At 41.3% G+C, this 22,278-nt stretch carries 18 protein-coding genes; 13 read left to right on the top strand and 5 right to left on the bottom strand.

Going from position 1 to position 22,278, the window contains the following annotated elements:
- Window positions 1–21 precede the first annotated feature (21 nt).
- Window positions 22–798 (top strand): ABC transporter substrate-binding protein, encoded by a 777-nt coding sequence (locus tag ACN0T8_RS09965; protein WP_417880472.1) that lies wholly within the window; start codon window positions 22–24, stop codon window positions 796–798.
- Window positions 799–907: 109 nt separating this feature from the next.
- Here ACN0T8_RS09965 and ACN0T8_RS09960 read toward each other — a convergent pair whose 3' ends face one another.
- The 4 genes from ACN0T8_RS09960 to ACN0T8_RS09945 all read right to left on the bottom strand — a co-directional run bounded on the left by ACN0T8_RS09960 (window position 908) and on the right by ACN0T8_RS09945 (window position 6,106).
- Window positions 908–1,438: an MltR family transcriptional regulator gene (locus tag ACN0T8_RS09960; protein ID WP_417880471.1), complete on the bottom strand. Its 531-nt coding sequence runs from the start codon at window positions 1,436–1,438 to the stop codon at window positions 908–910.
- 49 nt (window positions 1,439–1,487) lie between these two features.
- Complete coding sequence (locus ACN0T8_RS09955; protein ID WP_417880470.1) at window positions 1,488–2,636, bottom strand: mannitol-1-phosphate 5-dehydrogenase; 1,149 nt, start codon at window positions 2,634–2,636, stop codon at window positions 1,488–1,490.
- An 89-nt stretch (window positions 2,637–2,725) separates the two neighbouring features.
- A complete protein-coding gene (locus ACN0T8_RS09950) occupies window positions 2,726–4,603 on the bottom strand; it encodes a PTS mannitol transporter subunit IICBA (protein ID WP_417880572.1) in 1,878 nt (625 codons plus the stop codon).
- A gap of 627 nt (window positions 4,604–5,230) precedes the next feature.
- The gene (locus tag ACN0T8_RS09945; RefSeq protein WP_417880469.1) at window positions 5,231–6,106 is read right to left on the bottom strand and encodes a pirin family protein; all 876 of its coding nucleotides are present in this window, start codon (window positions 6,104–6,106) and stop codon (window positions 5,231–5,233) included.
- Between the two features lie 248 nt (window positions 6,107–6,354).
- On the opposite strand from ACN0T8_RS09945, the gene ACN0T8_RS09940 reads away from it, so the two are divergent.
- The 11 genes from ACN0T8_RS09940 to ACN0T8_RS09890 all read left to right on the top strand — a co-directional run bounded on the left by ACN0T8_RS09940 (window position 6,355) and on the right by ACN0T8_RS09890 (window position 20,029).
- A complete protein-coding gene (locus tag ACN0T8_RS09940) occupies window positions 6,355–6,753 on the top strand; it encodes a YgiW/YdeI family stress tolerance OB fold protein (protein ID WP_417880468.1) in 399 nt (132 codons plus the stop codon).
- Window positions 6,754–7,207: 454 nt separating this feature from the next.
- A complete protein-coding gene (locus ACN0T8_RS09935; protein WP_417880571.1) occupies window positions 7,208–9,988 on the top strand; it encodes a molybdopterin-dependent oxidoreductase in 2,781 nt (926 codons plus the stop codon).
- A gap of 28 nt (window positions 9,989–10,016) precedes the next feature.
- A complete protein-coding gene (cobA, locus tag ACN0T8_RS09930) occupies window positions 10,017–10,892 on the top strand; it encodes a uroporphyrinogen-III C-methyltransferase (RefSeq protein ID WP_417880467.1) in 876 nt (291 codons plus the stop codon).
- 99 nt (window positions 10,893–10,991) lie between these two features.
- Window positions 10,992–11,603 (top strand): ANTAR domain-containing response regulator, encoded by a 612-nt coding sequence (locus tag ACN0T8_RS09925; RefSeq protein ID WP_417880465.1) that lies wholly within the window; start codon window positions 10,992–10,994, stop codon window positions 11,601–11,603.
- 307 nt (window positions 11,604–11,910) lie between these two features.
- A complete protein-coding gene (locus ACN0T8_RS09920) occupies window positions 11,911–13,275 on the top strand; it encodes a CmpA/NrtA family ABC transporter substrate-binding protein (protein WP_417880464.1) in 1,365 nt (454 codons plus the stop codon).
- 56 nt (window positions 13,276–13,331) lie between these two features.
- Window positions 13,332–14,336 carry an ABC transporter permease gene (locus tag ACN0T8_RS09915; RefSeq protein WP_417880463.1) on the top strand — a complete coding sequence of 335 codons (1,005 nt, stop codon included), beginning with the start codon at window positions 13,332–13,334 and terminating at the stop codon, window positions 14,334–14,336.
- 140 nt (window positions 14,337–14,476) lie between these two features.
- Complete coding sequence (locus ACN0T8_RS09910) at window positions 14,477–15,406, top strand: ABC transporter ATP-binding protein (protein WP_417880570.1); 930 nt, start codon at window positions 14,477–14,479, stop codon at window positions 15,404–15,406.
- Between the two features lie 10 nt (window positions 15,407–15,416).
- Complete coding sequence (gene nirB, locus ACN0T8_RS09905; protein ID WP_417880462.1) at window positions 15,417–18,014, top strand: nitrite reductase large subunit NirB; 2,598 nt, start codon at window positions 15,417–15,419, stop codon at window positions 18,012–18,014.
- A 2-nt stretch (window positions 18,015–18,016) separates the two neighbouring features.
- Window positions 18,017–18,352 (top strand): nitrite reductase small subunit NirD, encoded by a 336-nt coding sequence (gene nirD, locus ACN0T8_RS09900; protein WP_417880461.1) that lies wholly within the window; start codon window positions 18,017–18,019, stop codon window positions 18,350–18,352.
- Window positions 18,353–18,760: 408 nt separating this feature from the next.
- Window positions 18,761–19,552, top strand: coding sequence for a phosphatase PAP2 family protein (locus tag ACN0T8_RS09895; protein WP_417880460.1), 792 nt, complete (start codon window positions 18,761–18,763; stop codon window positions 19,550–19,552).
- A gap of 93 nt (window positions 19,553–19,645) precedes the next feature.
- A complete protein-coding gene (locus tag ACN0T8_RS09890; RefSeq protein WP_417880459.1) occupies window positions 19,646–20,029 on the top strand; it encodes a cytochrome b562 in 384 nt (127 codons plus the stop codon).
- 266 nt (window positions 20,030–20,295) lie between these two features.
- Here the strand turns inward: ACN0T8_RS09890 and ACN0T8_RS09885 are convergent, their stop codons facing one another.
- Entirely contained in the window at window positions 20,296–20,814 is a 519-nt protein-coding gene (locus ACN0T8_RS09885; RefSeq protein WP_417880458.1) for a cysteine hydrolase family protein, read from the bottom strand.
- A gap of 118 nt (window positions 20,815–20,932) precedes the next feature.
- Here ACN0T8_RS09885 and ACN0T8_RS09880 point away from each other — a divergent pair, with 118 nt between their 5' ends.
- Entirely contained in the window at window positions 20,933–21,847 is a 915-nt protein-coding gene (locus ACN0T8_RS09880; RefSeq protein WP_417880457.1) for a GlxA family transcriptional regulator, read from the top strand.
- Window positions 21,848–22,278 lie beyond the last annotated feature (431 nt).

Genomic DNA, 22,278 nt, shown 5'->3' with positions numbered 1-22,278 from the left:
GTTAACTCAAAAGGATTTATGATGAAAAAATTAATCACGCTTGCGGCGGTATGCTGTGCAATGATAGTCGGAACGGTTCATGCTGCGGATAAAAAGGTAGTACGTCTTGCTTCAGATTTTACCTACCCACCGTTTAACTACAAAAATGAAGATGGTGAGCCTACTGGCTTTGATATTGAAATTGCTGAAGCTCTGTGTAAAGAAGCCAACTTTAAATGTGTTTGGATTTCTCAGGATTGGGATGGCTTAATTCCTGCGTTACTTGCTAGAAAAGCTGATGTAATCATGGCATCAATGCGTATTACTGAAGAACGTAAAAAGCGTGTCTTGTTTACCAACAAGTATTATCAAACGCCAGCTCGTTTTGTGGCTAAGATTGATGCAGGTTACAACATGGATAAAGCAGGCTTAACCGGTAAAAATATCGGTGTTCAACTAGGAACAATTCATGATAACTACGTCACCGAGAAGTTTGGAGACGTGGCGAATATCAAACGCTATAAAGGGCAAGATGAAGTGTATCTTGATTTGGATAGTGGCCGTTTAGATGTCGCCTTTAGTAATGCTGACCAGCTGCAATTAGCCTTTCTTGATAAGCCACTTGGCAAAGGCTTTGAATTAGCCGGAGAGCCAGTAACAGATAAAGCATATGTAGGCGAGGGCACGGCTTTAGCATTACGTAAGCAAGATAAGCAATTAGCAGAGGCGTTTAATAAAGCGATTGCAGAAATCCGCGCCAATGGCACCTACGATAAGATTGCCGCTCAGTACTTTAACTTTGATATTTATGGTGACTAGCCCCAAGGATTAATTCTCAAATCTATCTCATTAGTGTGATTGGTATAAACAAAAAACGATGCTTCTATAGTCATCGTTTTTTGTATTAATGAAGCTTGTTGGAATTGGTTTAGAACGGACTATCTTTTTGAAGTTCACCACAAATATCAACAATAGCCAGTGATAGACCAGACTTGATCACTTGTTGCTGACGTTGAAGTTGCATCCGGTAAAAGTTTAGGTCGATATCACCATCGGGTTCGGTAATATTCAACGGAACCATTGTCATTTTTTCTATGAGATTAAGTGACTTAATACTGCTAATGATGAACGGGTCGGTAAATTCATATTCGGAGCCATCATTATTGAGTTTATTACGTAGAATAATGAGGTCTTCAATATCGTGATAGATTGCATCAGGTAATACGCCTAATCCAAACAATAGTTTTAAGCGAACCGCTAGATCGCCGAGAGGACCAGAATCTTGCAATAAAGGTCCGACAACGGATTGCACAGCAAAGTTATCCTTACGAAAAATACGTTTAATGAGAGCATCAATAGACTTATCAAGTATCTCTACGGTTTGGATAAAAAAACCTCTTACCGTGGGTGCTTGGTTTAATCGTTCCAAGATCTCTGTTTCGTTTAATTTTTCGCTCATTAGACTATCTAAGTTAGGAGGGGCCGGAAAGCCCCCGTGATGATTAGAATTAAAGTTGCAAGTAAAGACTTTCGATTTTTTGTACTTCGATACTGTTTTCATTAAGTCCGGTATAATGTGCTAATGTTTTTTTAATTCCTTGATCTTTGATTGATTTTTGTAATTCAATTGCTTGAGGGTCGTTATCATTACGATATTTACAAGCTGCTGCAACTCCTTTCAATAAAGTTGCGTTTTCTGTTCCATATTCGATGGTGCCAAGTAGAGGCTTTATTAAGCGATCATTGGCGCTTAATTTACGAATAGGTTGTCGGCCAACTCGATCAACTTCATCAACCAAGTAAGGGTTAGCAAAACGGTCTAATATTTTTTGGATGTAAGCGCCATGCATTTCACGATCAAATTGGTAGCGCTGAATTAATACTTCGCCACTTTCGTGCATCGCTTGTTTTACATCAAAGTAAATCTCAGGATCTTCAATGGCTTCACGAATCGTACGATGGCCTTTTAAGCAGCCTAAATACGCAGTGATACAATGTCCAGTATTGAGTGTGAATAGTTTACGTTCCACAAAAGCCATTAGGTTATTGGTTTTTTCCATTCCTGCGATATCAGGAATTTCACCTTTAAATTGGGTTTCATCGACAATCCATTCGCTGAAGCTTTCTACTGTGACTTCTAGTGGATCATCATTGTCGGCTTCTGCTGGTGGAACAATACGATCCACAGCAGAGTCAACAAAACCAATTAATCTTTCAACTTCATCTTGAAGATCAGGAGATAAATATTTATATACCTCATCTTTTAGGTGTGTTGTACCTCTAACCATGTTTTCACAAGCAATAATATTTAGAGGGTTTTTGTTGCCAGTTTCTAAACGCTTAGTGATACCAGTGGCAATAGTTTTTGCAATAATATCTAAAACGTTAGGGCCCACAGCTGTGGTCACAAGATCTGTATGGATAATGCGATCAATTATATCATCGCTAGCAGAATTAACAGCTGTCACATTCGTGACAGTGTCAACTTGGCATTTAGAACCAACGACCTTAACTTTATATTCTTTCTTTTGACTGATTTGCTCAATTAGTGGGGCATTAACATCCGCAAAGGTAACTTGTATACCTGCATCTGCAAGTAATTTACCAATAAAGCCTCGACCGATATTACCAGCACCAAAGTGAACTGCATTTTTCATAATAAATTCCTACGATAAAATAACGCTTGTTAGGATGAGGTCAGGTTAATAGGGACACGCTGACCTCAAATCATATAGAGTTATGCCACTTAATTACCTTGTAAGATTTCCAATACTTCTTCGACATTCGTTGTTGTTGTTAATCTTTCAATGGCATCAGGATCATCTAATGCGTTGGTAATGGCAGTAATAACTTGAATATGTTCATCATTCTTAGCCGCAATACCAATGACAAGCTTGGCAATATCATCTTCATCCTCACCAAATTGAATACCTTCAGGGTATTGGCAAATGATAATACCAGTTTTAATGACACGGTCTTTAGCTTCAACAGTACCATGTGGAACCGCTATGGATTCGCCGAGATAAGTCGGAACCATTTTTTCACGTTCAAACATGGCATCAACATATTCAGGTTCGGCATAACCAAGTTCAACAAGTTGATTACCAGCATAGCGAATGGCTTCTTCTTTTGTGCTAGCTGACAAACCTAAATGAACGTTTTTAGCCTCAATATTGAATACAGAAGTGGGCTCATTTTCCACTTGATCTTCTACTGCATTCGCAATGTTTTCCGTTGGAACATTATTAGTATTATTGGTTTGCTGTTCAGCTAATAAAGCTGACACTAATTGATTATATGTTTCACTATCTAAGAAGTTAGTTAATGAAATATGGTAAGCATTAGGGACTTGTTTACGAGCACGGTCAGTTAGATCTCTATGAGTGATAACGATATCAACACCTTCAGGTAAACTATTGATAGCCATGTTCGTAACGTCAATATTTAGACCTGCTTCTTGAACTTTCTTACGAAGCAATCCTGCACCCATTGCACTTGAGCCCATTCCAGCATCACAAGCGACAATAATCTTATTAACATCCGCCATATTAATTTGGTCATTTTGGATTGCCGTCGTGCTTTGACCTTTTGATGAAGCTTTCATGTTCTTCATATCAGCCGTGGCTTTTTCAAGAGCTGATTCATCACCATCTTCTTCTGTTTCTCGTTGTGATTTCATTAGCAGTGTTGCCACAATAAATGAGACCGCTGTCGCTGAGAAGATAGAGCACAATACACCAACCATTGAGCTCTTAGGTGCCATTAATAGAATGGCGAAAATTGAGCCAGGAGAAGCAGGAGATACAATACCCGCATCAAAGATAGTCAGAACAAATACACCCGTCATACCACCGGCAATAGCGGCTAAAATTAGACGTGGATTCATCAAGATATATGGGAAATAAATCTCATGGATACCGCCAAAGAAGTGGATGATAGAGGCGCCGCCAGCTGTTTGTTTTGCCGTACCTTTGCCGAAGAACATGTAAGCTAAAAGAATGCCTAAACCAGGACCTGGGTTAGATTCAATTAGGAAGAAAATAGATTGACCTGTTTCGGATGCTTGTTGAATACCTAGTGGTGAGAAAATACCGTGGTTGATGGCATTATTTAAGAATAGGATTTTTGCAGGTTCAACAAAAACAGAAGTAAGGGGAAGTAGGTGAGCATTAACTAAAAAGTGAACGCCTGAAGCTAAAACGCTTGATAGCACTTTTACAAAAGGACCAATCAACATGAAGGCAATGATTGCGCAAACCATACCAATAATGCCGGCTGAGAAGTTGTTAACCAACATTTCAAAGCCACTTTTAACTTTACCTTCTACGCGTTTATCAAAGGTTTTAATTGCCCAGCCGCCCATCGGACCAACAATCATTGCTCCCATAAACATTGGAATATCGGTTCCAACGATGACACCCATTGTTGTGATGGCACCGACTACTGCGCCACGCTCACCACCGACAAGCTTACCACCGGTATAACCTATCAATAAGGGAAGCAGGTAAGTAATCATCGGGCCAACCATAGAAGCTAAGGTCTCGTTTGGAAACCAGCCAGTTGGAATGAATAAGGCAGTAATAAAGCCCCATGCGATGAACGCACCTATGTTGGGCATAACCATGTTAGAGAGGAAACGACCAAAATTTTGTATCTTGATCTTAGCATCAGGTGATATCATAACGACTCCCGTTTGATGTTCTTAATTATTTTGTTGTTGTAAACGGTTCGCGAAAACCGCATTGATTGTTAGTACATAATCAATTTACCACACAAATTAATTAATGAACTGATAACGCTTTTTTTGTGATCGGTGTCTCCATTGGGTGTCATTTTTTTAATTTTTATGTGATCTTAATCACAAAATTTGATTGTAATTTTATTACAAAATACAAAACAAGCATTTTTAATAAAACGTGGTGTGATATAGGTCACGTTTTTGCGGTGTCTGGTGGTGATATTTATTGTGATCAATATCACTAAATTTAACTTATTATGACTAAGTCCAATATTAATAGTGATCTTTGTCACACATTCTGAATTAATTCAATGTATGAAATAATTCGTGCTATAAATGCCTCAGTTGCCTGTAATTTAGTGACACAACATTTAGTGTGAAAATCTAGTGTTTATCGATTTATTTAAGACAAAAAAATCCCTGCTATAAGGGGAAAGCAGGGAGTGGCTTATTATATCCCTTACGGGCTGATGCGAATCAGAAGCACAATCTATATGAGCGTGAAATGACTCATTAATATTGATGAAACTTGCCGGATTGGTAATCATTGATCGCTTGGTTTATTTCATTCATTGTATTCATAACAAATGGGCCGTAGTGCACGACAGGTTCATTGATTGGCTCACCGGTAAAAATCAGCAAACCGCTATCGCTATTGGCGCGCAACCTTATTTCATCTAGCCCTTCACCTTGCTCACTCGAAGCCGGCAGTATCGCAAAGCCTGATTGTTTTAATGTTTTACCCGAAACGGTTACTGCGCCTTTATACACATAGATCATGGCATTATGTTGGCTCGGAATCGTTAATGATATTTCACTGTTTTCTTTAGCTTTCCAGTCAGCAACGCTAGCCGGTACACCGGTATCTGTCAGTGGGCCTTTGAGGGCTTCATTATTTATTGTTAAATCTCCCGCTAATAGGCGCAGTAAGTTGCCTTCAGAAAATAGCTTCTCAGTGATTGTTTCCGGCTGAAAGTCAAAGTACTTCGCTGGTTGCATTTTGTCGCGAGCCGGCTGATTTATCCAAATTTGAAAACCATGCAATTGACCTTCTTCCATAATTGGCATTTCACTGTGGATTACACCTTGTCCTGCTGCCATCCATTGAGTACCACCGCTGCGCAATTCACCGACATTACCCATATGATCTTTGTGCTGAAAATGCCCATTTATCATATAAGTCAATGTTTCAATACCACGGTGAGGATGAGGAGGGAATCCACCTACATAGTCTTTTTGATCGTCAGCTTTTAATTCATCCATCATTAGAAATGGCGAAAAGTGCTTGTTATTAAAGCCTGCAACTCGTTGGATTTTCACCCCATCTCCATCGGAGGTAGGTTGAGATTGCATAACTAAGCGAATTTCACGAAATTGAGTTTGAGACATAACGACCTAAGGGCTTAATGAATAATGAATGAGGTAATTTTAGTGTAGGAGTGGTCAGCGGTTGAGTATAAGAAATGCATCAACTTGTTCGAAAAAGTTGAATAAGGGTGGGGAGTGTTACTTTTTAGTTGCGGTGTGCTGATCAGAGTTGTGTAAGAGTTTTCACATTTCCTTCACGTTTGTTGATGCAAGATGATGTTATTGAAAGGGCGAAAAGCACTTTAACCAGTTTTAGTAAGGGGATTTTGATGAAAAAATTATTATTAGTATGTGCATTGAGTTTTGCCACAGCACCAGTATTAGCCGAAAATCATCTTGTGACGGCAGATGGAACACCTGTTGCCCAGCAAAGTAAAGGCGGCTTTCAGGGGCCAACTAAATCAAAACGTATTATTCGAGATGTAATCAGCGCTTTAAATGCGAGTGATGATACTAAGGTTGAGCTAACCGGTAATTTAACCATGTCTTTAGGTGATGAAGATTACATGTTCCAAGATGCAACCGGTGAGATTTCGGTGGAGATCGATGATGATCTTTGGTTTGGCCGTACTGTGACGCCAGAAAATACCATCATTATACGCGGTGAAGTGGAAAAAGATTGGAATAATACGTCTATTGATGCGGATTCATTGGAAGTGGTTCAATAAGCTTTTGCTTGATGTAACGTAAAGCTCAAAGTGAGAATGGAGCGAGTTCAAGTGACATTGTGTCAAGGTTGTATGTTCAACATAATGCCTTTATGAGTGAGTATAATAGTTCATCATTAAGAACAACCGATACCCCATTGAAGCTACCTTCTTTGGTGTATTTTTTACTTTTAATGAACATTAATGGTGCACGAATCAAAATAAGATCGGTAAATTAATTATTTTTACCATTTAAAACAATTATTTATAGTTTCCTTGTGATTTGGCATGAAATTCGCTTATTTATAATCAATGAATAACATTTGATATTCAGAAAACCTGATTCGCAACAGGCAAAGACGCCTCTTAGATTTGGATTCACTTTGGTGATGACGATCTAAGAGGCGTTTTTCGTTTTGTATCTGAATTATTTCAGGGGTTCTGACCGAGAGGGCCTATTATGGTAAAGAAAAGTATGGCAAAGGAATGCATTAAATCAGCTTGTCCGTATTGTGGCGTGGGTTGTGGCGTAGAAATCAATCATAAAAACCAGATTGTAGGCGATCAAGCACACCCAGCTAATAAAGGCGCTTTGTGTGTTAAAGGCTCGGCATTGGCAGAAAGTTTGGACATGCCATCTCGCTTACTCTACCCAAGAATAAACGATGAGCAGATCGAGTGGTCAAATGCGATTGAGAACATTGCAGACAAATTGCACCGCACCATCGAAAAATATGGCCCTCAAGCCGTCGGCATGTATGTCTCCGGTCAGCTATTAACCGAAGACTACTATGTCGCCAATAAGCTGATGAAAGGCTTTGTTGGTAGCGCCAATATCGATACCAACTCGCGTTTGTGCATGTCTTCAGCGGTGGCCGCTCACGTTCGCGCTTTTGGGGAAGACATCGTGCCTGTCAGTTATGAAGATCTTGATCATACTGATTTAATTGTGATTGTTGGGGCCAATACTGCCTGGACGCATCCGATTTTATTTCGTCGAATTCAACAAGCCAGAGAAGCCAATCCAAATGTGAAACTAGTGGTGATCGATCCACGTAAAACCATTACCGCAGAGCAAGCCGACTTACACTTACAAATTGACAATGACGGAGATGTGTCGTTATTTAATGGGTTATTGCACTACCTTATTCAACATGGTGCAACTCAAGAATCATTTATCGAACAATATGTGAATGGATTTGACGAACTTAAAGCTTCCTTATCTGAACAAAGCCATTCGATTGATGCGATTAGCCAGCAACTGAAACTCGATCCGGTATTCGTTAAAACCTTCTATCAATGGTTTTCCCAATCACCGACCGCAATGACACTCTTTTGCCAAGGAGTCAATCAATCAGAATCAGGTACTGACAAAGCCAATTGCATCATTAATGCGCATTTAGTGACGGGGAAAATTGGCGCGCAAGGTTGTGGGCCATTTTCAATTACGGGGCAACCTAATGCGATGGGGGGCCGTGAAGTCGGTGGACTCGCTAATCAATTGGCCGTACACCGTGGTTTTGATCAGGAATCGATTCAGCAAGTTGAACAATTTTGGCAAGCACCGAATATTGCGACCGCTCCCGGCTTAAAAGCTATCGATTTGTTTAATGCGGTTGAGCAAGGTGAGATCAAATTCTTGTGGATCATTGCAACGAATCCTGCCGTTTCTATGCCGAACACTGAGCAAGTCAGACGCGCTTTAGAAGTATGTGATTATGTCGTGGTATCCGATATTACCTCTCATACTGACACTGCTCAATTTGCCGATGTCCTTTTACCCGCGGCCGGTTGGGGAGAAAAACAAGGCATGGTCACCAACTCAGAGCGTTGTTTAACCAGACAACGACAATTTGCTGCGCCACCGGGAGAGGCAAAACCCGATTGGTGGATGCTAGCCGAAGTGGGTAAAGCTTTATGCCAAAAGCTTGGTGTTTTCGAAAAGCATAGCGTGACATCGGGCTTTGAGTTTGAATCCGCGGCGGATGTGTTTCGGGAATACGCGGCATTATCTGGTATCAATCGAGACAGCCCTTTTAAATTCGATTTATCCAGCTTGAGCCAGATGAGTGATGAAGAATACGCCAATTGGCAGCCGCAAGCTTGGCCTTTAAATGGTCAGCCTGTATTGCAAGATAAGCAAAGCCCAGCCAATCAGGCTCAAGAGTTGTCTTTCCCGACGGCCAATGGCAAAGCGAACTTGGTGCTTGCCGCTGAGATCAACATCGCTCGTCACAGTGAAAACACATGGTGGATGAATAGTGGTCGTCAACGAGACCAATGGCATACCATGACTCGTACCGGACACATCAGTCATCTGGCTGCCAGTGAAGTGGAGCCGAGGCTGTATCTTAATCCGATTGCCGCAGAGCAAGCTCAATTGCAAACGGGCGCACTGGTTCAGATACAAAATCCTAACTATTCTGTTAACAATGTAACGAATAGCAATGAAGTGGATATTAATAAGACAGATCTTAATAAAAATAGCTTAATCGCTCGTTTAGCGGTTGATGCAGGCTTAACCCAAGATCAAGCCTTCATGTCGATGCATTGGGCAGGAAAGTTTGGAGGGCAAAGCCAAGTTAATGCTAGTTTAGCCAGCCTCGCCGATCCGCATTCAGGGCAGCCAGCGTTTAAATCTCAACGAGTGAGGATTACCGCATTGCCAGTGAGTCATTATGGCTTATCAATCGGGTTAGATTTGAGTGATGATGAGCAATCGCAAACCCATTGGCCTTATAAAAGTTTGCAACATGTAGACTTTAATCAAACGCGTTCTAATGCCTTGTATCAACGAGGGGTATGGCGATTTGCTGATATACACGCGATCACTAAGTCGGACATTCAACGCTTAGTTCAACAACAATATCCCAATAGTCAGTACTTGGTGTTAGACCAACAAGATTCATGGCTAGTTGTGATTTTAGTGTCTAAAACGGTGATTGGAATAGTGATGATTTCAAGCCAGCCGATCGAACTGCAAGCCGAATCCTTGCAACCTTTTATTCGCGAAAAATTTAATCTAGGTGGCTTGTTATCTGTACTCAGCGCCAAAGGCGGACAAGTGAGTAAATTGGTGTGTAGCTGTTTTCGAGTGACTGAGCAAGACATTCTCGATCAGCTTGAGCAAGCACCGAATATGGGGTTAAGAGAACTGCAAAACATATTAAGTTGTGGCAAAAATTGCGGCTCTTGTCTTCCAGAAGTCAAAGGCTACTTATCTCAATCGATTGATGTGGTTTCGATAACCCAATAACCCCTAGAATGACACAAGGAAGTGTACGATGAACAATCAAATTATAAAGCATAGTCGTAAAGTGAATCGCGCTGTCGAAGGATTTAAACCACCGCAAGACATTCACCATTTAACAATGAACAAGGCTCAACCATCCGGGGGAAATAAAAAGGGCAAGGTACTATTGGTAGGTGCGGGGCCAAACGATCCTGAGCTGTTGACTATTAAAGCCTATCAAGCCATTCAAAAAGCCGATGTGGTAGTGTTTGACCGTTTAGTGGGTCATGAAGTTTTAGATTTGATCCCAGAGCATTGTGAACAAATTTATGTTGGTAAACGTTGTGGCCAACCGAGTTTGAAGCAAGACGAAATTAACCAGATTTTGATTGAACAAGCCGAGCAAGGCAAGCAAGTGGTTCGTTTGAAAGGTGGCGATCCGTTTATCTTTGGTCGTGGTGGTGAGGAGGCTTTAGCTTTAATTGCACAAGGGATTCAATATGATGTGATCCCTGGTATTACCGCCGCGATAGGTTGCGCCGCTTCTGCAAAAATTCCTCTGACTCATCGTAGTGTTTCTCGTAGTGTGACCTTAGTGACTGGGCGCATTATGGAAGGGGCATTTAACTCATGGTCAGGTTTGGTGAGTTCAGGGCAAACTGTGGTCTTTTATATGGGACTTGAGCAAGCAGACTCAATTCAACAAGGTCTACTATCTTCTGGTTTAGCCTCAAACACGTCAGTCGCGGTTATCGGTAATGGATGCAGTGCCAAAGAAACAACGTATATCACAACGTTAGATGAACTCCCTATGTTGGCTATCCGTTTGAAAGGGCTAACACCGGCGCTGATTGTGGTGGGGGAAGTGGTTGCCTTACGTGATGAGTTAATGGCAGAACTAAAAGAAAACGCACGCCTACCACTTTAGAGTTATTTTGTTGTTTTGTAAGCAGTTTTTTATGTGATGGGCATGTATGTTGCTTTGTATTAAAGAGTGATATTTAGACTATTGCAAGGATGCAACGTCATGGCTCAATCTTTATTTGATTCCGAATCTTTATTAATTACCAAAAACACCCCATTGATTATCTGCTGTGATCGTACTGAGCAGCAGGTAAAATTGTGCGCTCAACTGGCACAAGATTTTGAAGATATTACGGTCTGCGCTTTAAAGCAGCTTCCTGAACGAGTGCTAAACCAACCTAATGCTTGTTTGATCATGGCTTGGCAAAAGCCTTGTGCTGAGCTTGTGTGTGCTATTGAATTTTCCGATAAAAAATCAATCCCTCTTTTACTGTTAACTCAACAACTTAATCACGATGATGCTCATTACCTTGTTGGGTCAAATAGCTATGCATTATTATCTACTTCAACGGAAGGAAGTCTGTTGGGATGGGTTCAATACGCCAAAAATGTGCGATTAAATGCGATCAAACAAACTCAAGTAATTCAAAAATTAAACCAAAAGTTAGAAGACCGAAAATATGTCGATCAAGCGAAAGGATTGCTAATGAAACTGCATCATTTAGATGAACAGCAAGCCTATCAAGCCCTTCGTACATCGGCGATGAAGAATAGCCAAACCTTAGGCCAAGTGGCTAAAAACCTGATTGCCACATTAGAAAACATTAATCTCTAAGGAAAAGCATTAGCCTTTAATAGTAGATCTATTTTTTGTATGGATATAACGAGTGCAAACTTGCACCATAAAAAATCAAAACGGATGATGATTTATTCGAATATAAGCTAACTCACTGAAATACTTAAATACAAAAAGTTGGCATGGAAATTGGATTATTCATAAGTAGAAGAAAAATTAAAATTATCGATGAAGTGAGCTATCAATGGCGGTAGGTCAGTCATCAACAAATACATAGCAAAGGCGCTAGCGATCTTAGGATCGGTAGCGCCTTTTTTATTGAAAAAATGTAGACAGGGAGTCGTACATGAAGAAAACACTTTCATTGCTTGCCGTTGGAATTTCACTGGCTTTTAGCCCAATCACACAAGCTAAAGTGACCATTGGAGAGCCAGAAAAAGAAGATCTTACCTTTGGTTTTATTAAATTAACCGATATGGCACCGCTCGCTGTCGCGTATGAAAAGCACTATTTCGAAGATGAAGGTTTGTATGTTTCATTGCAATCTCAAGCGAACTGGAAAGTGTTACTGGATCGTGTGATTGATGGTGAGCTTGATGGGGCGCACATGCTTGCCGGTCAACCGATTGGTGCAACCATTGGTATTGGCACCAAAGCCGACATCATCACCGCTTTTAGTATGGATTTAAATGGTAATGCCATCACGGTTTCAAATGATGTTTGGGATCAAATGAAACCAAACTTAGCAAAAGATGCTGATGGAAAAATCGCTCACCCGATTAAAGCCGATTCGTTAAAGCCCGTGATTCAGCAATACAACAGTGAAGGTAAGCCTTTCAAAATGGGCATGGTTTTCCCTGTCTCAACCCACAACTATGAATTGCGTTATTGGTTAGCGGCGGGTGGGATTAACCCAGGTTTCTACGCACCGGATAAAGGCGATAACAGCGGAACATTACAAGCAGATGCTTTGCTTAGCGTGACGCCTCCACCACAAATGCCAGCCACTATGGAAGCCGGTACGATTCATGGTTACAGCGTAGGCGAACCTTGGAATCAACAAGCAGTATTTAAAGGCATTGGGGTTCCTGTCGTGACTGATTATGAGATTTGGCAGGACAACCCAGAGAAAGTGTTCGGGGTTTCAAAACAATGGGCAGAAAAATACCCGAATACTCACTTACGTGTAGTTCGCGCCATGATCCGCGCCGCCTATTGGTTAGACGAAGAAAACAACAAAAACCGTCACGAAGCGGTAAGCATTCTGGCGCGTAGTGAATATGTCGGAGCCGATAAAGCTGTGATTGCGAATTCAATGACCGGCACCTTTGAATATGAAAAAGGCGACAAGCGTGACATCCCTGATTTCAACGTTTTTTTCCGTCATAACGCGACTTACCCTTATTACAGTGATGCCGTCTGGACGCTGACACAAATGCGCCGCTGGGGACAAATCCCTGAATACAAACCGGACTCTTGGTACATGGACATCGCCAAAAAAGTCTACCGTCCAGATATCTACAAGCAAGCGGCTCAATCATTGATTGATGATGGCACGTTTAAAGCTTCTGACTTCCCAGATCTTAACTCTAGTGATGGCTTTAAAGCGCCGCAAAAACACTTTATCGACAACATTACTTTCGATGGTAAGCAGCCAAATGCGTATTTAGAAAAGTTCCCAATCGGTCTGAAAGATAAAGATACGATCTAATCATCAAAGGTCAGCATGCCCTAGACGATGAACAACAAATTCAAGGAAGAAAAGTTATGTCGAATTCAGCAGTGATATCACCCAAAAAGAAGAACAATGTTTTTTCATTATTGCCATACAACTCAAGCCAGGCTTCGATTTCTCAAGCGAAAAAATGGTTATTGCCTACCGTGGGGATTGTGGTGTTTCTTTTAATGTGGAGCTTAGCCGCGAAACAAGTACAAACTTCGTTAGGAACCTTACCAGGGCCTTATGAAACCGCGCAACAGTTTTCCGGTTTAGTGGATGAACACTTTGCTAGCCGTGAGAAAGAGCAGGCTTTTTACGATCGGCAAGAAACGCGTAATGAAGCCAAGCTTGCTAAAGATCCGAATGCCGAAGTACGCATTCGACCTTATACAGGCAAAGCGACGTTCTTTGATCAAATCGCCACTAGTTTACTGACGGTTGCCGCGGGTTTCTTACTCGCAACGGTCATCGCGATTCCTGTCGGGATTGTAATGGGATTGAATCAATCTTTATATCAAGCGTTTAACCCGGTGATCCAACTGCTTAAGCCTGTTTCCCCATTAGCTTGGCTACCCATTATTACTATGGTGGTGAGTGCCACTTATGTGAGTGACGAACCTATGTTTGATAAGGCTTTCATCAACTCATTATTAACCGTCTGCCTGTGTTGTATTTGGCCAACGCTAATTAACACCACGGTTGGGGTAAACAATGTCGATAAAGACTTATTGAATGTGAGCAAAGTGCTGCGTTTGTCTTGGTGGCAACATGTGAAAACCATCGTTCTTCCTTCAGCTGTGCCAATGATTTTCACTGGTTTACGTTTGTCGATTGGTATCGCCTGGATGGTTTTGATTGCGGCGGAAATGTTGGCGCAAAACCCAGGTTTAGGAAAGTTTGTATGGGATGAATTTCAAAATGGTAGTTCGGATTCATTAGGCCGCATCATGGTGGCAGTGATTGTGATTGGTTTTATCGGCCTACTGTTTGATAAGGGCATGTTGTTACTACAGAAGAAAATCTCATGGGATAAGAAACAAGAACTGAGATAACTCTGTGCCATTTAACCACCAACATGTTTAACAATAATCTTCAGGATGGAGAAAATAAGATGAATGTATCGGAAGCATTAAAAATCAATGAGCAGTTAAAAGAAGACGAAATTCTTCCTGAGAATAAATATTACCGTCCGATGGTCGAGTTAACCCGACTAGGCATGCGATTCCCAACCCCTAAAGGCGATTTTATCGCACTAAAAGGGGTAGATTTAACGATTAAAAAAGGCGAGTTCGTGTCACTGATTGGGCACTCAGGCTGCGGTAAATCGACCGTGCTGAATTTAGTGGCGGGTCTGACTCTGCCAACCGATGGTGGCGTAATTGTGGATAGCCGCGAAGTCGATGGCCCGGGGCCTGAACGCGCAGTAGTGTTTCAAAACCACTCACTATTGCCTTGGCTGACTGTTTATCAAAATGTGGAATTGGCAGTTAAGCAAGTTGCGCATAAGCAAAGCGCCCACAAACAACAAAAAGGAAAAGCGTGGATCAAAGAGCAAACCGATCACTATTTGTCATTGATTCAAATGCACCATGCGGCAGATAAAAAGCCAGATGAGATTTCTGGTGGTATGAAGCAACGTGTCGGGATCGCCCGTGCGTTAGCGTTGCAACCTAAGGTGCTATTAATGGATGAACCTTTTGGTGCGTTAGATGCATTAACTCGTGCTCACCTGCAAGATTCATTAATGAAAATTCAAGCCGACCTAGGTAACACCATCATTATGATCACTCACGATGTGGATGAAGCAGTCTTGCTGTCTGACAAGATTGTCATGATGACCAACGGCCCATCTGCCACTATCGGAGAGGTGTTGGATATTCAACTAGAGCGCCCAAGAAATCGCGTTGAACTTGCCAACGATCCGCAATATCAAGGCTATCGTCAGTCGGTATTGAAATTCTTATATGAGAAGCAATTGCACCCAATGCCTCAATCTGAGCCATCTGCTTCAATTTCAACCTCTTCTAAATCAACGTCTTCTAAACCAACGTCTTCTAAACCAACATCCTCTAAATCAAGTAGTGCGAAAGTGACCTTCGCCTCTGATATCAAACGCGCATAAGGAGTATGCTATGAATAATCTAATGAGTCGCTCACCAAGCACTAAACAAAACTTGGTTATCGTGGGTAACGGTATGGTTGGGCATCACCTTGTTGAGCGTTTAGTGGAAGCTAATGCCACCGAGCATTACACCATTACCGTGATCGGTGAAGAACGTTTTGTTGCTTATGATCGAGTCCATTTATCCTCAGTATTTTCCGGTCAAAGCCATCAAGATTTATTACTGAGCAGTGAAGATTGGTATCAACAAAATGGTATTCGCCTGATCTTAGGCAGCAAAGTCACCACACTGGATACCGATAACCAACGTTTAGTGATGGATGATGAAGACGTGTTAGCTTATGACAAATTGGTGCTATCAACGGGATCTTATCCTTTTGTGCCACCGATTGAAGGCAATGATCGTGAGCAATGCTTTGTGTACCGAACGCTGGATGATTTAACTGAAATTCGCCAAGCTTGTGAAAAATCCAGCTCTGGCGCAGTGATTGGTGGTGGCTTACTGGGGCTTGAAGCCGCCAATGCATTGCGTTTGTTAGGCGTGGATACTCATGTCATTGAGTTTGCACCAAGATTGATGCCTGTACAGTTAGATGCTGGTGCCAGTGGGGTATTGGAAGACAAAATTAAATCACTTGGTCTGCATGTTCACCTTGATACGGCAACGACTTCGATTACTGACGGAGAAACCGCTAAGCACCGTTTGAATTTCAAAAATGGTGAATTTATTGAAGTCGATGTCTTGGTATTCTCTGCGGGTATTCGTCCACAAGATGCTTTGGCACGTCAGGCAGGACTAGCGATTGGTGAGCGTGGCGGTATTGTGATCAATGATGATTGCCAAACCAATGATTCGAACATTTACGCAATTGGTGAATGTGCGTTGTGGGAGCAAAAAATCTTTGGTTTAGTGGCGCCGGGTTATCAAATGGCCCGCGTGGCTTGCGGTCGTTTATTGAGCGATTTCGTCATTCCAACGCAAAGCTTTAAAGGTGCAGATATGAGCACCAAATTAAAGCTGCTTGGTGTCGATGTGGCTTCGATTGGTGACGCACAAATGATGACTCAAGGCGCGCAAGAAATGGTGCTACAAGATACGGTTGCTGGCAGTTATAAAAAGCTGGTGGTCAATGCGGAAGGTGACAAACTATTAGGCGCTATTTTGGTCGGTGATAACACGGATTATGACGCCTTGTTGCAATGCTACCTGAATGACACGCCACTGCCTGATCATGCCGCCCATCTATTATTTGATACCGCTATGCTATCCGGCGAAGTTTCAGATAATGCGTTGATTTGTTCTTGTCATAACGTCACGAAAGGCGACTTGGTAGAAGCGATCCATGCGGGTAGTCACGACTTAGCGTCACTGAAATCTTGCACCAAAGCAGGTAGTGGTTGTGGCGGTTGTAGCAACATGGTGAAAACTGTGCTGGATAATGAATTAGCGAACATGGGGATGGCAGTGAATAACCATGTTTGTGAACACTTTGAATATTCTCGCCAAGAGCTTTTCCATTTATGCCAAGTGGAAGAAATTAAAGACTTCGATACATTACTTTCTGAGCATGGTCACGGACTAGGTTGTGATTTATGTAAGCCAACTGCAGCTTCGATTTTTGCTTCACTTTGGAATGAGCATATCTTGGATCCTATCCATCATAGCTTGCAAGATTCCAACGATGCCTTTATGGCCAACCTACAAAAAGATGGTTCTTACTCAATAGTACCGCGTATTGCCGGGGGCGAAATTACCCCAGATAAACTGATCGCTCTAGGGGAAGTGGCGAAGAAATACGACCTTTATACCAAGATCACCGGTGGCCAACGTGTGGATTTATTCGGCGCGCAAATGGGCCAATTACCGGACATTTGGGAAGAGCTGATTAAAGCGGGTTTTGAGACGGGCCATGCCTACGGTAAATCATTACGTACCGTGAAATCTTGTGTCGGTTCTACATGGTGTCGTTATGGGGTTGATGATTCGATAGGCTTGGCGATTGAACTTGAGAATCGCTACAAAGGCTTACGCTCGCCCCATAAAATCAAAATGGCGGTTTCAGGTTGTACCCGTGAATGTGCCGAAGCGCAAAGTAAAGATATTGGTGTGATTGCCACTGAAAATGGCTGGAACTTATATGTGTGCGGTAATGGCGGCATGCGCCCACGTCACGCAGATTTATTTGCTGTCGATCTGACCAAGGAACAACTGATCCAATATATCGACCGAGTATTAATGTTCTACGTTAAAACCGCTGACCGATTGCAACGTACTTCGGTATGGTTAGAGAATCTAGAAGGTGGCCTAGAGTATCTACAACAGGTGGTGATCGAAGATTCTTTAGGCTTAGGCGATGCTTTAGAAGAACAAATGCAGTTAGTCGTTGATACCTACCAGTGTGAATGGAAAACCGCGGTTGAGAATCCAATTAAGCGTGCCAAATTCCGTCCATTTATCAATAAAGAAGAAGGCGAATATGGCGTGCCGATGACTTATAAACGTATTCGCGAACAACGTATTCCAACCACTTTTATTGATGCGACGGAGACGCAAGCGGAATCAAAAGTTAGCATGGATGAGCAACAATCAGAAAAAGTAGGAGCCTAATTATGTGGCATAAAGTATGTGAGTTAAATCAATTGAATGCTTACCTAGGTACGGGTGCTATGGTGGATGATCAGCAAGTTGCCTTGTTTTATTTACCATCAGAGAAAACACAAACATCAGAACAAGTGTTTGCGATTGATAATTGGGATCCGATTGGTAAAGCCTTTGTGTTAAGCCGAGGCATTGTCGGTGATGTTAAAGGTACGCCATGTGTGGCTTCGCCTTTGTATAAACAACATTTTGATTTACAGAATGGGCAATGTGTTGAACAACCGGAAATCCAAGTGAAAACCTGGCAAGTGAAGGTAGAGCAAGAAGCGGTTTGGATTAGTCGTTAATCTGTTTTATTTCGTTGCTCGTAATTCGGTATTGGTTTCAAATTACGAGCAACGATCGATTAATCACTACTCGTTTTAAGCCACTCACAATCGTTGCACCAGTACTTTGGCAAAATAACGCGTATTAACGAGCATGCTATTCGAACCATCACTGCGATTAGGTGGTGCAACTACCTCCCTCCCCAAAAAAGACTAGTTCAACAAACCCTAGTAAATGGAATAAGTAACAAAGAAATATTTCGTAACATAGAAGCTGCAATTCTACGAGTAAAAAGTAAACCTTTAAGCTTATATCTAGTCAATAATATGGGCAGATTATTTATTAAAAGTCGTTTGTGTTTTTTTACTCTACTAGCTTGGTCATGTTTCAGCTTATCTGTGTAGCCGTTTTTTAATTAAGAGGTGTATGTGGTATCTCAATATCCAGTGTATGTTCGTTTAGCGTTAATATGGTTAGGTTTAGTGGTAGTTCCTAGTGGGTTGCTGTTAACTGGCCAGCAAGTGTTTCCTTGGTTAGATTTATCGAGTTGGTTTGCAAATTTACTTTATGCCCTTACATCAACAGGCACGGCTCCGTATGCAATTTTAACAGTCGTTGTATTTTGGGCGATCAGCTTTAAGTTTATGAACAAGCTTCACTGGCAGAAAATGGTACTTGCCACTTTGTTTGGCTTAACAATTAGTTTTACGTTTAATCATGGTTTGAAATCATACTTTGAAGAGCCAAGACCTAATTTTACTTGGCTTAGTCAGCAAACTGATTCTCCCATTGATTTAAGCACTTTTTATCAACAAGAAAACAAGCAACGTAGTGCGAATGTTGAAATAGCATTGCAGCAATACCGTAGTGAATCTGATCCTCAGCAATTAAATACCAATCCACCACTTAATGTTTCCAATAGTTTGCAACATCACTGGGCACATGAAGTAGGTTTTGCTTTTCCATCAGGCCACACTATTTTTGCGATTACTTTAGCGTTAATCGCCAGCTATTACTTACTTCTCTCTGGCGCAACAAGCTTAAATATCATGGTATTTCTATGGGGTTTAAGCATGGGAACGAGCCGTATGTTATTAGGTATGCACTGGCCACAAGATGTTTTTGCTTCAACTTGCCTCGCCGCCATCATTAGCGTGCTGAGTGTTGTCGTTATTGAGAAAGTTTGGGGGCGATTTAAGATAAATAGTTATATGAAATAGAGACTTACTCCTTTTAACCGTAACTTTTGCTTGTGCCTAACGGACGGCTTTCGTTACACTGCTGACTGTATTTAAATACTAGGAAAACTGTAAATGAAAAAGTTAATTCCATTTATTGCCTTATTATTGACCGCTAATGTGTATGCTTCTGGGGTTGACCTGAAAGCGACAATGAAAGAAATGAAAATTGAATTTAATCATGCCGCAAAAGCGCAGAATATTGACGAGATGAAAGCGCCCGTTGAAAAACTGACTGCGCTAGTCAATCAAGCTAAACAAGGCTCTTACTCATCAGAAAAACAAGAATTGTACTTAGAAGGCTTTAATAAATTGACCACAACATTAGATAGCGTCGAAACGCATCTTGATGCTGGTGAGTTTGAGCAGGCTAAAGAAGAATTACGCCAAGTTGATGATCTTCGTGTGGAATACCATGACAAGCGTAATCCAAGTATTTGGAGTAAGTTGTTCGGCTAAAAATGAATAAAACCGAGTCAGATCTTCTTTTGCTAGAATGGAAGTTCTGACTTGGTTAATTATTTTATGATCTAAAGATTAAATGACTCCCAATCTTGTTATTCCGGAATCGATTACACTAATAATACTGACGTGAAAGTGAGGCCTTGTATCTTCATTCACCTAGGACAATGTGTGAGACCATTTACGTCCCATTGTGCGATAGAGCTGAAACTCACTAGCAACCAGTACCAGTGATGTTTCAATATACTTTCATAAGGTTATTTTTATAACACTTCAGTAAACGTAACCAGGGGTATGCGAGGTGATGCTGCATTCAAAGCAATTTTATGAATCATTGCATCTGTAGTCGTGCAACAATCTTCAATAATTGAAACTTTATATTTTTCTGCTTTTTTTGATATAGCAGTATGCGTGACGCAATTTTGTGTCATCATTCCGCATATCAGTAACTCCTTGATATCAAACTTTTTCAAGGATTCCTCTAAATGAGTTTGATAAAAGCTATCTGCATGTTGTTTGTATATGATTTCAGCATTCGGGCATATCGCCACTATTTCCGGGTGGATATTTGCTCCTTCACTACCTTTTTCAAAGAAAGGTGCCATTCCTTTGGGGGCCGAAGATAAATGTTGGATAAGAAAGACCGGAACATGCTTCCGGTTAGCTTTAACAATTATTTCTTTAATGTTTATCAATGTTTTATCTGTATTCCATAATGGAAACTTACCTCCAGAGAAGTAATCATTTTGTACATCAATTATAAGTAATGCAATTTTGTTCATTTTTAATTTCCTGTTGTTTTTACTGTTGGTTAAGGGAAACTATGATCTATTTGCGGCACTTTTTTTATAGGTTAAAATGACATAAAAAAGGCAAAAATCGACAAGCATGGAGAGTCGTATGACAAAAATATCCATTGGGATTTGTGAATATCCTTCAGTATTGAAGTCAGCGGTTTATGGTCTTGAAGAGATGTTTTTGCTTGCAAGTAGAGTTTGTCGGGAGCAAGGGATTGAGGTCTTATTTGAGCCTGTCATTATTTCACATGATGAGCTGATAGAAGGTCCTTATACGGTTGTTTTGCTACCACCTGCATCCATAGATGATTATTACTTAGCTCCTGAAGCTAAACTTATTGATTGGCTCAGAGAGCAGTACTCTAAAGGCACCGTTCTATCATCTGCTTGTGCGGGGGTGTTTATTCTTGCTGCAACTAACTTGCTTGATAAAAGAGATGCGACTACCCATTGGGCCTTAGCAGACACATTTACCAAAATGTTTGCGGAAATACCTCTTAACAGCAATAAGATATTAATTGATCATGGTGATATAGTTACAGCCGGCGGTATGATGTCTTGGTTAGATCTCGGGTTTGAGCTTATCTCTAAATATTCCTCTCCTAGGGTTGTAAGCCTACTTGGTAAAACACTTGTTATCGACACCGCGCATAGAGAACAGAGTTATTATCAACAATTTAAACCATCGTTTGCTCATGGCGATTTAATGATTGTTTCGGTTCAGCAAATAATGCATCAAAGTTATACGGCACCGTTATCGATACATCAATTAGCGAAGCAAGTGAACCTAACTGAACGTACTATGCAAAGACGGTTTCTAAAGGCGACGGGATACAATCCAAATCAATATTTACAGCGTCTCAGAGTGCAAAATGCATGCGACTATTTGGAAAGTACAAATCGTTCATTTGAATGGATAGCTAACCAAGTAGGTTATGAAGATATTAGTGCATGTCGAAAGGTTTTTATCAATATTGTTGGGTTAACGCCACGAGAATTTCGAAAGAGGTTTTCTTGATTCTTGGTGAGTCGAATCTGCTTTGGTAATCCCTCAAAAAGTAGCTCCCATTTCCCCTTATACTAACTTCTGCTGCCAAGTGGCTTCATCTATCAAGGGGAAGAGCTAGTCTTTGTCGCAGCTATTTTCATTTTTATCTCAATAAATCAGTCCGTGGTGAGTATCTTTTGAAACCGTCATTCCAGCCGAACCTAGGCGAGAGCAGGAATCTACTTATCACGTGCTGAATATTTGAAATGGATTTCTTTCTTTGGTTAGCCCTCCATTTTATAGTGGTCGCCATTATCCTTATATTTTCGCCTTTCGGCTAACTCGTTCGAGTGATCCCAACGCATGGCATTCATGCTGACAGCAAGAGCAAAGCCGAGAGACTTTGCTCCGTAAAATACTAGGTTCAGCTAGCGATGGGGCAGAATTAGGTATGAACAATA

Origin of the sequence: Vibrio sp. (genome assembly GCF_048266485.1) — a bacterium.
GTDB lineage: Bacteria > Pseudomonadota > Gammaproteobacteria > Enterobacterales > Vibrionaceae > Vibrio.
Note: the sequence above shows the minus strand (reverse complement) of the source record. Positions and strands in the feature narration are given on the sequence as shown.

Coding starts and splice junctions, on each gene's coding strand:
- ACN0T8_RS09945 (WP_417880469.1), bottom strand. CDS start 6,106: ATGTCTCAAACTCAATTTCGTGAAATTCGCTTAGTTATGCAATCTCAA.
- ACN0T8_RS09950 (WP_417880572.1), bottom strand. CDS start 4,603: ATGGTTATGCCCAACATAGGTGCGTTCATCGCATGGGGCTTTATTACT.
- ACN0T8_RS09940 (WP_417880468.1), top strand. CDS start 6,355: ATGAAAAAATTATTATTAGTATGTGCATTGAGTTTTGCCACAGCACCA.
- ACN0T8_RS09955 (WP_417880470.1), bottom strand. CDS start 2,636: ATGAAAAATGCAGTTCACTTTGGTGCTGGTAATATCGGTCGAGGCTTT.
- ACN0T8_RS09885 (WP_417880458.1), bottom strand. CDS start 20,814: ATGAACAAAATTGCATTACTTATAATTGATGTACAAAATGATTACTTC.
- ACN0T8_RS09915 (WP_417880463.1), top strand. CDS start 13,332: ATGTCGAATTCAGCAGTGATATCACCCAAAAAGAAGAACAATGTTTTT.
- ACN0T8_RS09890 (WP_417880459.1), top strand. CDS start 19,646: ATGAAAAAGTTAATTCCATTTATTGCCTTATTATTGACCGCTAATGTG.
- nirD (WP_417880461.1), top strand. CDS start 18,017: ATGTGGCATAAAGTATGTGAGTTAAATCAATTGAATGCTTACCTAGGT.
- cobA (WP_417880467.1), top strand. CDS start 10,017: ATGAACAATCAAATTATAAAGCATAGTCGTAAAGTGAATCGCGCTGTC.
- ACN0T8_RS09965 (WP_417880472.1), top strand. CDS start 22: ATGAAAAAATTAATCACGCTTGCGGCGGTATGCTGTGCAATGATAGTC.
- ACN0T8_RS09935 (WP_417880571.1), top strand. CDS start 7,208: ATGGCAAAGGAATGCATTAAATCAGCTTGTCCGTATTGTGGCGTGGGT.
- ACN0T8_RS09960 (WP_417880471.1), bottom strand. CDS start 1,438: ATGAGCGAAAAATTAAACGAAACAGAGATCTTGGAACGATTAAACCAA.
- ACN0T8_RS09880 (WP_417880457.1), top strand. CDS start 20,933: ATGACAAAAATATCCATTGGGATTTGTGAATATCCTTCAGTATTGAAG.
- nirB (WP_417880462.1), top strand. CDS start 15,417: ATGAATAATCTAATGAGTCGCTCACCAAGCACTAAACAAAACTTGGTT.
- ACN0T8_RS09925 (WP_417880465.1), top strand. CDS start 10,992: ATGGCTCAATCTTTATTTGATTCCGAATCTTTATTAATTACCAAAAAC.
- ACN0T8_RS09920 (WP_417880464.1), top strand. CDS start 11,911: ATGAAGAAAACACTTTCATTGCTTGCCGTTGGAATTTCACTGGCTTTT.
- ACN0T8_RS09910 (WP_417880570.1), top strand. CDS start 14,477: ATGGTCGAGTTAACCCGACTAGGCATGCGATTCCCAACCCCTAAAGGC.